This is a genomic window from Amycolatopsis sp. NPDC003731, assembly GCF_053586895.1.
Genome location: NZ_JBSFNC010000069.1, coordinates 13,382 through 24,680 on the forward strand (window position 1 = coordinate 13,382; position 11,299 = coordinate 24,680).

Sequence of the window (11,299 nt, forward strand, 5' to 3'; positions counted from 1 at the left end):
CTCAGGAGCCCGCGAGCAGGTCGGCGAGCCCGCCGCGGGCGTCTTCGAGCACGAGCGCCTCGGCCGCCGCCGAGTCGCCGGCACGCAGGGCCCGCACGAGCCGGCGATGGGTGGCGTAGCGGTCCAGCCCGAACGTGTCGTCCGCGCTGACGCGTTCGAGCACCCGCGCGCGCCGCTCCGGGCGGGAGAACACCCGGGTCTGGTCGAGGAGGCGGACGAGCACCGGGTTGCCGGCGCACGCCTCGACGAGGGCGTTGAAGCGCTGCATGGCGTCGAAGAGCCGGCCGACGTGCTTCTCGACGTCCTGGCCGGACTCGTGGCGCTGCTTGACGAGGATGAGCAGGTCGTCGGCCTCGTCGAGGATCGCGTCGAGCCCGGCCAGCTGCTCGGGCGTCGCGTGCCGCGCGGCGAAGCGGGCCACCATGCCGCGCAGGCCGACCTCGACCTCGGCGAGGTCCTGGACGGCGACGCCGCCGAACATCGCCACCTTGACCGTCCGCGGGCCGGACCGTTCGAGGAGGCCGTCCTGTTCGAGCCGCCGGATGGCTTCGCGCACCGGCGTCGGGCTGACCGACAGCTGCTCGGCGAACCCGCGCTCGGTGACCTTCTGGCCGGGGCGTAGCTCGCCGGTGGTGATCGCGTCGCGGATCGCGCGGTACACGCGATCGGCCAGCGTGTCGGTGGTCAGTGCTTCACCCAGCATGGGTCCGAGTCTACGGCAAAACTAATTTGCAACTCTTGACCATCTTGCTATAGCAAAAGTACGGTGGCGGACATTGGTCGAGGAAGGGGCCGACGATGACGTTGACCACCCCGCGCGTCCGGACGGGACGCATCACGTTCTTCGTGGCTCTGGCGGTCTTCGCGCAGGAGTCGACGTGGAACCTCTACGACTCGCAGGTTCCGCCGCTGCTGCGCGAGCACGTCGGCAGCGCCGCGCTCATCGGCGCGCTGATGGGCATGGACAACCTGCTCGGCATCTTCATCCAGCCGTGGATGGGCAACCGCTCCGACGGGACCCGGACCGCGTGGGGCCGGCGCATCCCGTACCTGGTCGTCGGCATGCCGGTGGCGGCCGTGCTGTTCGTGGCCATCCCGCACGCCGCGGTTTCGCTGCCGCTGCTGATCCTGGTCATGTTCGGCTACGCGCTCGTCGCGAATTCGTTCAAGCCGATCGCCGAATCCCTGCTCCCGGACTACATCGGGCCCGAGCGGCGCAGCCGGGCCAACGCCGCGGTGAAGATCGCCTCCAGCATCACGGTGATCGTCGCCGCGCTGATCAGCATCTTCCTCATCGACGACTTCCCGAAGCTGTCCTTCGCGATCCCGGCCGTCCTGATGCTGGTGTCGGTGGGCGTGCTCGCCTGGCGGGTGCGCGACAGCAAGTCCCCGGCGTACCAGGCGGCACTCGAAGAGGACCGCGCCGGGCACACCGAGAACACGCCTCGTGTGCGGATGCGGGACGTCCTGCTGGACATCGTGCGCGACACCGACCGCAGCCGGCTGCTGGTCATCGCGGCGGTGCTCGCGTTCGGCAGCGCGTGGTTCGCCTCGCGCTCCCTCATCACCAACTACGGCATGGAAGCCCTGGGCATGTCCCGCGGCGACGCCGGCGGCCTCACCCTCCCCAGCGGACTCGCGTTCATCGCGGCCGCCTACCCGGTCGCCCTGTTCGCCGAACGCTTCGGCCGCCTGCGGGTGATCCTGATCGGGATGGCCGTGTTCGCGGCGGCGATGGTGCTCGGCACCCTCGTCCGGACGCCGGCCGGCACGGTCGTCGCGATGTGCGTGGCGGCCGCGGGCGCGTCGGCGTTCATGGTCAACATGGCGGTGGTCCTGTGGAACCTGGCGCCGTCGGCCCGCGTGCTCGGGACCTACACCGGGTTGTACACCGTCGGCTGGGCCGGCGGCGGGTTCCTCGGGCCGGCGCTGGTCGGCGGCATGGTCGACGTGACCGGGTGGCCGTTCCTGCTGCTGGACATCGCGGTCGTCACCGCGGTCGCGGTGCTCCTGGTGGCGCGCGTGGCCCAGCTGCAGCGCCGCCGGACCGACGGGCGGGTCCTGTGAAGCGGGTCCTGATCACCACCGACTACCTGCGCCCCGGCGACGACGTCGACGTGTACCTGCGCGAGGCCGGGCTGGACACCGTGCACCTGCCGATGACCGGCAAGCGCGATCCCGGACAGCTCGTGGCCGCGCTCGAACGGATCGACGCGGCGCTGGTGGCCAACGAGCCGCTGTCCGCCGATGTCCTGGCGCGGGCGCCGCGGCTGCGGGTCGTCGTCCGGACGGGCGTGGGGTACGACTCGATCGACGTCGAAGCCGCGGCCCGGCAGGGGATCAGTGTCAGCAACCTACCCGGCGTCAACGCCAACGCCGTCGCCGAGTACACCCTCGGATTGCTGCTCGCCGCGGCACGGCGGCTCGTGCAGTCGGCTTCCGGCGTGGCGCGGGGGGAGTGGCCGCGCGAGGACGGGCACGAGCTGCGCGGGTCGACGCTCGGGCTCATCGGGTACGGCGCCGCGGCGCGGGCGGTGGTGCCGCTGGCCCGCGCGTTCGGGATGACCGTCGTCTGCGCCACCGGGGTGCGGGACCCGGACGTCCGGGTCGTCGAGCTGGCCGAGCTGCTGTCCACTTCGGACTATGTATCGGTGCACACGGCGCTGACCGACCGGACCCGCGGACTGCTGGACGCCTTGGCGTTCAAGCGGATGAAGCCGACCGCGGTGCTGGTCAACACCGCGCGGGGAGCGATCGTCGACGAAGAGGCGCTCGTGGCGGCGGTGCGGTCCGGCGAGATCGCGGGTGCGGCGCTCGACGTCGTCGGCGAAGAGCCGTTGCCGGCGGATAGCCCGCTGCGAGGCGTGGACGGCATCGTCGTCTACTCGCACCTGGCCGGGCAGACCGCCGAAGCGCGCCGGGCCGCCGGCCTGCGCGGGGCCGAAGAGCTGGTCGCGGCCCTGGAAGGCCGGGCCCGGCACGTGGTGAACGGAGAGTTGTGAGGGACATGGAGAAAGTGCGTGTGCTGGCCCCGAGCGGCATGCTCGGGGCGGGCTGGGACCACGCGACGGTCGAGCGCGGCATCGCCCTGGGCGCCGACGTCATCAGCATCGACGGCGGGTCCACGGACTCGGGTCCGTACTACCTCGGTGCCGCGACGGCCAAGACGACCGCCAAGGCCGTGGCGCGCGACCTGCGCAGCCTGTTCACCGCCGCCGCGGGCGCCGGTATCCCGGTGATCGTCGGCTCGTGCGGGACGAGCGGGACCGACGCCGGCGTCGACTGGGTCGCCGGGATCGCCGCCGAAGTGCTCGCGGAGGAGGGCTTGGACCTCGAGGTCGCGAAGATCTACAGCGAACAGGACGCGGCCGCGCTGAAGGAACACCTCGACGCGGGTCGCGTGCACCCGTTGCCGCCCTTGGGAGAGCTCGACGCGGAAACCCTCGAAAGCTGCACGCACATCGTCGGCGCGATGGGGCACGAGCCGATCGTCGAGGCGCTGCGCGCGGGTGCCCAGGTCGTCCTCGCCGGCCGCGCGACCGACACGGCGGTCGCGGCGGCCTATCCGCTGATGATGGGCATGCCCGCCGGGCCGACGTGGCACGCGGCCAAGATCGTCGAGTGCGGCGGCCAGTGCACCGATAACCCGCGCGCGGGCGGCGTCCTGGCCACCATCGACGCGGACGGCTTCACCATCGAACCGCTCGACCCGGGCGCGGCCTGCACCCCGATCCTGGTGGCCGCGCACATGCTCTACGAGACGGCGGACCCGTTCGAGATGCGCGAACCCGACGGCACGCTCGACGTCCGCGACGCGGTGTACACGGCCGTCGACGACCGCACCGTCCGCGTCACCGGCTCCCGGTTCCACGTCGCCGACCAGTACACGATCAAGCTGGAGGGCGCCCGGATCAGCGGGTACGAGACGATGTCGTTCTCGGCGATCCGCGACCCCCTGGTCCTGGCCGGCATCGACGAGTGGGCGGCGCTGATGCGCACGCTGATCACCCAACGGGTGGCCGGGACACTGGGCCTGGCCGCCGACGAGTACGCGTTCGACCTCCGGCTGTACGGCCACAACGCGGTGCTGGGCGAGCTCGAACCCGAAACCGGGCCGCCGCGCGAGGTCGGCGTGATGCTGCTGGTCAACGCCCCCGACCAGCCGACGGCGACGGCGGTGGCCAAGATCGCCAACCCGCTGATGCTGCACCTGCCGACCCCGGCGATGGACTACCTGCCAAGTTTCGCGTTCCCGTCGTCCCCCGCCGAGGTCGAGCGCGGGGCGGCGTACGAGTTCGTGCTCAACCACGTGGTCGACTGCGCGCCGCTGGACCTGTTCCGGCTCGAGTTCGAGGAGAAAACCCGTGCCTGACACCACGTTGGCGGACCTGTCCCACGAAGTCCGGTCGAAGAACGCGGGCCCGTTCTGGGTGACGATGGAACTGTTCCTGCGCGACGCCGACGGCTACCGCGTGGCGGCGGACGAGACGTTCCTGAACGAGCGCGTGATCGCGGCGCTGTACCGGGTGGACGAGGGGTCGATCCGGATCTTCCGGATCCCGTCGCTGAACGTCGTGAAGATCTCGTTCCCGCGGCCGGTGGGCCAGGGTTCGGTGCGGGACCGCGACATGCACGCGGGCCAGCACCACGTACCCCTGGCGCGGCTGGTGGTGCCGGCCGGCCGGCGAAACCGCACGCCGTGATCCGCGTCGAAGACCTGCCGCCGGAGCACCCCGGCCGCCGGCTGCTCACCAAGCGCACCCCGTTCTTCGCCGCACCGAACGAGCCGAGGTGCAGTTACTGCGCCTACATCCCCACGAGCTGGACGCCGGAGGCGGAGCTGCCCGTCCTGGTGGCCGTGCACGGCACCGGCCGCAGCGTCGGCGAACTGCGTGAGGGGCTAATCCCCTTCGCCGAACAGCACCAGGTCATCGTCGTGACGCCGTTGTTCCCGGTCGGCATCGACGACCCCGACGACGTGCACGACTACAAGGTCGTCGACGCCCACGGAATCCGGTTCGACGTGGTGCTGCTCGACATCCTGGAGCAGGTCCGGATCCGGTGGAACGCCCGCGTCGGAAAAGTATTGCTGTGCGGACATTCCGGCGGCGGCCAGTTCGCCCACCGCTTCCTGTACCTCCACCCGGACCGAGTGATCGCCGTCGCGATCGGCGCACCGGGCGGAGTGACCCTGCTCGACGACTCACTCGCTTGGCCGGAGGGCATCGCCGACACCCGGCAGCGGTTCGGAATCACGGTGGACCCGGCCGCGATCGCCCGGATCCCGGTCCTCCTGATCATCGGAGGCGACGACGACGGCCGAGCCGACTTGGCCGCCATGGGCGACCACGGCCACAGCCGCCCGGAGCAGCTCAACCGCCTGGCCGAAACCCTGGCCCGGCACGGCACGGCGGTCCAGCAGATCGTGGTCCCGGGAGTGGGCCACAGCGCAGCGGGAACACGACCACCGATCATCGAGTTCTTCACCGGCTTGCTGCCCGGATGAGCCAGTTCACTGATGAGAAGGCTCTCGACTGGGCGGGCTGACGGCCGGACAGCCCCGGACACCGCCAGCAAACGACACCGGCCCCCGCCCAGGTTCTGCCTGGTCAGGGGCCGTTTTCTCCAGGTGATCGCCAGTGCCCCCGGCGCGGTTCCGTCAGCAACTTCACGGGGCCAAAGGGGTCGTGAGCTGCAGGTTTGCAGTTCGGTCGTGATTGAACGGCATCGTCGAGGCGGCGCTTCATGACGTCATCAAGGTCGGAGAGTAGCGACGTGTCACTGTGGGTACAGTGCGTATGCACGACGTTGGTCGCGTTGGGTGCGGCGTACGCGTCGTATCGGCATGGTCGCGAGTTCGCTTTGCGATTTGGTGCTGACAGTTCGACTGCGGCGATCTGGCCGTTGATCGTGGACGGCCTGCTGACGACGGCGACGGTGGAGCTGTGGAAGCCGACCGAAGGCCGGCGCGGTGGTGGACGATGGGCAGCGTGGACGGCGTTCGGGTTCGGCATCTCGCTGTCCTTGTGCGCGAACATCGGCTCGGCGCCGCGGCTGACGGTATTCTCGGTCGTGGTGGCGGCTTGCCCGCCGCTTGCGCTGCTCTTGGCGGTGGAACTACTGAACAGGGCGCTGAAGCGGCACAGGCGCAGCGAGCAGCAGTCAGACGCACGCCCTAGTCAAGAACGTGGCCGGAGCGACGTTGACGACGTCGAGCCGCCGCGACCGATCGTGGGGCCCGCGGACATTGAACAGGCTGTGTCGGGCGAGTCGGCTGAGGAACGGATGTGGGCGTTTTACCTGGAGGAGCAGGCGGCGGGGCGAACGCCGACCGGCGCGGAGCTGGATCGTGTCGCAGGCACGAACAACTACGGACGTCGGGTTCTCCGACGCTGGCGTACCACCGGTCGCGGGCCTGACGGATGCCCAGCATCGGCGGTGTTGGCAGCGCGCCAGCTGGCTTTGGCTGACAAAGCGACAGCAGAGGGAACGGTGAAGGTGCCGGAACCCGCTGGTTAAGATTCGTGATCTTGAGGTTTCGGATGGTGTCAAATGATGCCGGGCAAGGTCGTTTCGTCGGTCATGGGTTGGGGGCCGTGTCTGCTCGTGACGCGGTCAGTCGTCGCGTCCGTGCGCTCTCGAGCTCCGCTCGGGCTGCAAATACCGGGCCGTGTCGCCTTGTCCAGGCGATATTCGGTGACGGACACACCGAGGACGAGGAGGCCACTACGTGACGTGTGACCGTGAGGCAGCTCAGGGAGTGCTTGCTCAAGACCTTGCTCTGTCCATCCAGTGCGTGTGCAGCGGTTTGGTTGTGCTTGGCGCGGTGGATGCCTCGTACCATCACGGACGTGAGTTCGCGCTCTGTTTCGGCGCGGACGGTGTGACGGCCGGCGCCCGCCGGGGTGACCAGGATCTTGGAGGCCCGGGGACCACAGCTGTCCGTCGACGGCGGGGAGTGCACGACCGACCTGGCGAGTCTCGACGAGGACGGTTTCTCGTTCATCCACGGCCGCGCGGACGACGCCCTCAACTGGGGCAGGTTCAAGATCGTGCCGAGCGTGCTCGAGGAGGCGCTGCGGGTCCATCCCGCGGTGGGCGAAGCTTCGGTGGTGGGGATTCCCGACGAGCGGCTGGGTGAGGTCCCGGTGGCCGCGGTGACGCTGCGCGCCGAGTGGGGAGCCGCCGAGCTGCAGGATTGGCTTGCTGATCGGCTGGCGCGGTACCAGGTGCTCGCTGTCGTCAAGATCGTGAACGAACTGCCGCGCACCCCGTCGATGAAGGTCAGCAGGCCGGAAGTGCAGGCCTTGCTCGACGCAGCCGAGGACGACCAGGTTTTAGAAGCTGGCCGGTGCCGGGTTGCCGTGGTTCATGCGGCATAATCGTCGGCCATGTCCGCGACAAACAAACGACGGAACAAGAACCGTCGTCGCGCCGCGCGTAGGTCGAGCGTTCGGGGAAGAAATGGTTCTTCTGTGCCGCGGAAGCGGCACCGGACAACGAAACGCGCAGGAAGGCGGGATCGGTGGAGTCTCGTCATCAGCTTCCTGTCCGTGATCGTCGCGGCGGCCGCGGTGGCCATCAGCTGGCGCTCTGCCGAGGCGAGTGACAGGTCGGCTCAAGCCAGCCAGGAGCAGGTGGAAATCGCCCGGCGAGGGCAGCTGGACGAACGGTTCGACCGCGCTGTACAGCAACTGGGCAACCAGGGCAGCATCGACGTCAGGCAGGGTGGGATCCACGCTCTGGAAGATCTCATGCAGGCCTCGCCACCGTATCGTCCCAAGATCCTGAAGTACCTGGCATCGTTTGTTCGCGAGCACGCGCCGGTCTCCGGTTGCACCGAAGGGAAACGCGTACCCGAAGACGTTCGGGCCGCTGTGGGGGTGATTGGCCACAACAACCTCAGGCCCGACACGAGGGCTTACGAATACTCGGTAGACCTGCGTTTCACCTGCCTCTCCGGGATTGACCTCGTGGGTATGGATTTCGTACGAGCGTACTTCGCCGGCTCCGATCTGAGTGGCTCGGAACTGACCGGTGCCGATTTTACAGGCGCCTACCTCTTGAGTGCCAATCTTGGCCGCGTGAGTGCCATTCAGTCGAATTTTACTTGTGCGGTGCTCGCCAACACCGATCTCCGTGAAGCCTTCTTGACCGCAGCCCGATTCGTCGGTAGTGACCTCAAGTACGCGAACCTGGTCGGGGCGCAGCTCTCGGGTGTCGACTGGAAGGACTCGGGCATCAGCGATGCGTTGGTCGACCCGAAGCAGCTGGACAACCCGAAGATCCTGAAAATCCCACCGCAACCCTTTTGTCTGACTGAAGGACAGTACCCCGGGATCACGCGAGGCTAGCCAGCGCTCATGCTCAGCGCGGAGCCATCCGGATGCCGCCGTCCAGCCGAACAGCCTCGGTGTGGACGTCGCCGCCGACTTCGTTGTCTGGTCGGTCAGCCTTGAGGGCGCTTGAAGACCTCGGTCGGCAGTCCCAGGATTTCGACAATCCGCTCGGCGGTGGCCCCGAGCCGCGCGAAGTCGGCGCCCAAAAGGCTCCGCTGGCTCGGATCTTGTCATCCGAGCGAAGGAGCCTGCGTCATGACCAGTCGATCCACTGAGAACAGCCCGCTGACGATCCTGCAGGTCCAGTTCAAGCAGCCCCGCGTCGTGACGCGGTTCGACCAGGCTCTGCGTGCCTGGTCCGTCGAGGAGCCGGCGTTGTCGACGATCACTTCTCACCAAGGGCTGGCAGAGGTCCTGGCCACTCGGGACTACGCCCGTCACGACAAAGTGTTGCATGCCCTATTGGTACGAGCGGCGAAGTCGGACAGCGCAGGAGTGACCGCGACGGAGATGGTGGTGAACGCGATGTTGCCGGCTGTGCCTGGCATCGTCGGTCGCGTTGTCCGGGCTGCCCGTGGCCTCCCGGTGCGGTGATCCTGCGTCACCGGGTATCCCGGCGGCTTCAGCTGTCCGTCGCCAGTAGTCCCCTGCTGGCGGTGCTCGACGGATTCCTCCGCGACCTCGTGATCGCTGGTGCAGCTGCTCCCGCGGAAGTGCACCGCCCAGTACCGGTCGACGAACAGCCGCACGAACATCTCCGCGCCCTGTCGTCAACGGGGCGTGCTGGCACAGTAGGATCCGGTCGTAGCGGCAGATTTCGCCCGCAGCGACATGGACAGCTCGAAGTCCTGCGAGTTCAGGCGAGCCAGGTCGAGCAGCCGATCGTTCTGACCATGGATTAGCGTCACCAAGGTCGACAGCTTTGCGCCGGCCAGCGTTGGCGGCTGCGTCGCCGAATTGGCGATCGAGTAGCTGGGCGCGGCGAACTCGGCATCGGTGACGCAGGACGTCAAGATTGTCCCCGACCGCTATTCGAAGACCGTCGCGGTCGATGCCCTCGGACAGCTCGTCGTAAGGATCCGAGAGCTTCTGCAGTTGGATGGCCAAAGCCACGATCTCACCGAAGTCGAACAGCGTCTGCTCTGCACACAGCAGACCAACGACTTCTTTCACCTGGTCGGAGGCTGACATCACGGTGTCCAGCAGGTGATCCAAGCGCGGCCCGCGACTAGCCGACTCGCTGCCCTGGCCGCGCGATTCGCCCTACTGTGGTGAGAGCCCCGACGGTTCGGTCTTAATCATTGGGCTCCGACGAATCCGTAGCCAAGCGAACCTCGGAAACAGGCACACGGTACCTCCTCGTGATCCCTCGAAACATAGAGTCTCAGCGAGTGCTTTGTACTGACGGAATCTCCGGGCCGCCATGGCGGCCCGGAGAGCACGTCGCGCGTGCCGCGAGGCGGCGGCGCTGCCCGCTCAGACCAAGCAGGGCGGTTTTTCGTAGTCGGCGGTCCAGTACGCCGACGCCCGAGGCGGTGTTGCCCACACAACTACGTGGGCAACACCGCCGGCGGCGGTCAGGCCGCCTGGGCCGGATCCTCGGGTTCCGGCAACTCGCCGAGCAAGGTGCGGTTCCGGACCGTGTCGACCTGACGGACCTCGACGTAGATTTCCTCGCCCGTCTCGACGTGACCGTTGTTCAGGTCCGCGCGCAGGTCGGCGGTCATGTCCTTGGCGAGCAACAGGGCAGGGCGGCTGGCACCGGGGACGCGGACGAGCACGAACCCGCCGCGGCCATCGGCCTCGGGCACCGCCTTGACCACCTCACCGAAGCCGCGCCAGCCGACCTCGGCGAAGCCGGCCCCGGCGCTATGGGCCTCCTTGAGCACCCGGACCAGGCGCAGGGACACACGCCGCCGGCTCTCGTCGACCTTGACCACGGTGATCTCCAGCTCGGTGCCGGGCGACGGCACCGAGCCGCCGAACTGCTCGGCGCCGACCAGGCCGTTGATGTTGCCCTCGACCTGCACGAAGGCACCGAGCGCGGCATTGGAGTTCGCGATGCGGCCGCGGAAGGTCCGCCCGGCCGGGAACCGGCGCGCGAGCAGCGGCCACGGGTTGACCTCGCCACCCAGTAGGGTGTAGCGCATCTCGCTGCGCATCGGGTCGACGACGAACGCGCCGTCCAGGTTGGTGCCGACCGGGAACCGCTTGCGCATGTCCTTGATCAAGCGGCAGTACTCGACGTCGTTGTTGCGCATGACGCCACACCGGCCGCGCTCGTCGCGGACCACCACGTAGTCCTGGTCCGCGTGGATCACCTTGGCGGCGACCGACGTCATCGCGCCGCCCGGCATCGGCATCGGCGCCATCTCCTCCGCGGCCTCCTCCCGCATCGCCTTGAGCTGGAGGGCCAGCTCCTCCCGCATGCGACGCATATCCCGGGACTTGTCGCTGTAGGTGATGTAGCGGTACAGCCCGCGCACGTCGGAAGGAATGTCCTCCGCGTCCTGCGTGAGCAGCACGATCCGCTTCCCGAGCAACAGCGCCCAACCGAACTCGAACGCGACGTTCGCCGAGCGGCCGCTGAAGTCGACGACGACCAGGTCGGCCTGCTGCATGGCCTGCCACACCGCCTCGAGCACGCCCTGCGAACCGTAGATGCCGTCGACCCGGACCGGGGACATCGCGCAGTCCTCACGCACCACGGGAACGCACTCCTCGCGGTAGAACTCGTCGAAGTCGAACTCCTGGCCGTTGCTCAGCACCTTGACGCCGTAAGGCATCGCGAAGAAAACGTTGCCCGGCTCGGGCGCCATCGTGCGGGTCGGCTTGAAAATGCTGCTCATCGTGATCATCTCCTTGGGGGGTTGTCCTGCTGTGGGGTCCACGATCCGCAGACCCGCTGACCGGCCCAAGGGGTCAAGCTGACGCGTCGGCGACCTGTCCGCTGTGAAACA

Annotated in this window: 13 protein-coding genes; 10 read left to right on the forward strand and 3 right to left on the reverse strand. The window is 68.4% G+C overall.

Going from position 1 to position 11,299, the window contains the following annotated elements; genetic code table 11:
• Window position 1: 1 nt before the first annotated feature.
• A complete protein-coding gene (locus tag ACWDN5_RS26175; protein WP_449678122.1) occupies window positions 2–703 on the reverse strand; it encodes a GntR family transcriptional regulator in 702 nt (233 codons plus the stop codon).
• Window positions 704–798: 95 nt separating this feature from the next.
• Here ACWDN5_RS26175 and ACWDN5_RS26180 point away from each other — a divergent pair, with 95 nt between their 5' ends.
• From ACWDN5_RS26180 to ACWDN5_RS26220, 9 genes are all read left to right on the forward strand, one after another.
• On the forward strand, window positions 799–2,067 hold the full coding sequence (locus ACWDN5_RS26180; protein ID WP_310976745.1) for an MFS transporter: 1,269 nt from the start codon (window positions 799–801) through the stop codon (window positions 2,065–2,067).
• Window positions 2,064–3,002 carry a phosphoglycerate dehydrogenase gene (locus ACWDN5_RS26185; RefSeq protein WP_449678123.1) on the forward strand — a complete coding sequence of 313 codons (939 nt, stop codon included), beginning with the start codon at window positions 2,064–2,066 and terminating at the stop codon, window positions 3,000–3,002. The genes ACWDN5_RS26180 and ACWDN5_RS26185 overlap by 4 nt, the downstream gene beginning before the upstream one ends.
• Window positions 3,003–3,007: 5 nt before the next feature.
• The gene (locus ACWDN5_RS26190; RefSeq protein WP_449678124.1) at window positions 3,008–4,372 is read left to right on the forward strand and encodes an acyclic terpene utilization AtuA family protein; all 1,365 of its coding nucleotides are present in this window, start codon (window positions 3,008–3,010) and stop codon (window positions 4,370–4,372) included.
• Window positions 4,365–4,703 (forward strand): DUF4387 domain-containing protein, encoded by a 339-nt coding sequence (locus tag ACWDN5_RS26195; RefSeq protein WP_449678125.1) that lies wholly within the window; start codon window positions 4,365–4,367, stop codon window positions 4,701–4,703. Before ACWDN5_RS26190 ends, ACWDN5_RS26195 begins: the two co-directional genes overlap by 8 nt.
• Entirely contained in the window at window positions 4,700–5,506 is an 807-nt protein-coding gene (locus ACWDN5_RS26200) for an alpha/beta fold hydrolase (RefSeq protein WP_449678126.1), read from the forward strand. Before ACWDN5_RS26195 ends, ACWDN5_RS26200 begins: the two co-directional genes overlap by 4 nt.
• A gap of 239 nt (window positions 5,507–5,745) precedes the next feature.
• Window positions 5,746–6,519 carry a DUF2637 domain-containing protein gene (locus tag ACWDN5_RS26205; protein ID WP_449678127.1) on the forward strand — a complete coding sequence of 258 codons (774 nt, stop codon included), beginning with the start codon at window positions 5,746–5,748 and terminating at the stop codon, window positions 6,517–6,519.
• Between the two features lie 398 nt (window positions 6,520–6,917).
• A complete protein-coding gene (locus ACWDN5_RS26210) occupies window positions 6,918–7,382 on the forward strand; it encodes an AMP-binding enzyme (RefSeq protein WP_449678128.1) in 465 nt (154 codons plus the stop codon).
• Window positions 7,383–7,553: 171 nt separating this feature from the next.
• The gene (locus ACWDN5_RS26215; RefSeq protein WP_449678129.1) at window positions 7,554–8,354 is read left to right on the forward strand and encodes a pentapeptide repeat-containing protein; all 801 of its coding nucleotides are present in this window, start codon (window positions 7,554–7,556) and stop codon (window positions 8,352–8,354) included.
• A gap of 240 nt (window positions 8,355–8,594) precedes the next feature.
• On the forward strand, window positions 8,595–8,933 hold the full coding sequence (locus ACWDN5_RS26220) for a hypothetical protein (protein ID WP_449678130.1): 339 nt from the start codon (window positions 8,595–8,597) through the stop codon (window positions 8,931–8,933).
• A 176-nt stretch (window positions 8,934–9,109) separates the two neighbouring features.
• Here ACWDN5_RS26220 and ACWDN5_RS26225 read toward each other — a convergent pair whose 3' ends face one another.
• Complete coding sequence (locus ACWDN5_RS26225; RefSeq protein ID WP_449678131.1) at window positions 9,110–9,352, reverse strand: hypothetical protein; 243 nt, start codon at window positions 9,350–9,352, stop codon at window positions 9,110–9,112.
• Between ACWDN5_RS26225 and ACWDN5_RS26230 the strand changes: the two genes are divergently transcribed.
• A complete protein-coding gene (locus ACWDN5_RS26230; protein ID WP_449678132.1) occupies window positions 9,336–9,527 on the forward strand; it encodes a hypothetical protein in 192 nt (63 codons plus the stop codon). The genes ACWDN5_RS26225 and ACWDN5_RS26230 overlap by 17 nt on opposite strands.
• Window positions 9,528–9,916: 389 nt before the next feature.
• Here the strand turns inward: ACWDN5_RS26230 and ACWDN5_RS26235 are convergent, their stop codons facing one another.
• Window positions 9,917–11,188: a hypothetical protein gene (locus ACWDN5_RS26235; protein WP_449678133.1), complete on the reverse strand. Its 1,272-nt coding sequence runs from the start codon at window positions 11,186–11,188 to the stop codon at window positions 9,917–9,919.
• Between the last annotated feature and the right edge of the window lie 111 nt (window positions 11,189–11,299).

Coding starts and splice junctions, on each gene's coding strand:
- ACWDN5_RS26175 (WP_449678122.1), bottom strand. CDS start 703: ATGCTGGGTGAAGCACTGACCACCGACACGCTGGCCGATCGCGTGTAC.
- ACWDN5_RS26180 (WP_310976745.1), top strand. CDS start 799: ATGACGTTGACCACCCCGCGCGTCCGGACGGGACGCATCACGTTCTTC.
- ACWDN5_RS26190 (WP_449678124.1), top strand. CDS start 3,008: ATGGAGAAAGTGCGTGTGCTGGCCCCGAGCGGCATGCTCGGGGCGGGC.
- ACWDN5_RS26205 (WP_449678127.1), top strand. CDS start 5,746: ATGACGTCATCAAGGTCGGAGAGTAGCGACGTGTCACTGTGGGTACAG.
- ACWDN5_RS26220 (WP_449678130.1), top strand. CDS start 8,595: ATGACCAGTCGATCCACTGAGAACAGCCCGCTGACGATCCTGCAGGTC.
- ACWDN5_RS26235 (WP_449678133.1), bottom strand. CDS start 11,188: ATGAGCAGCATTTTCAAGCCGACCCGCACGATGGCGCCCGAGCCGGGC.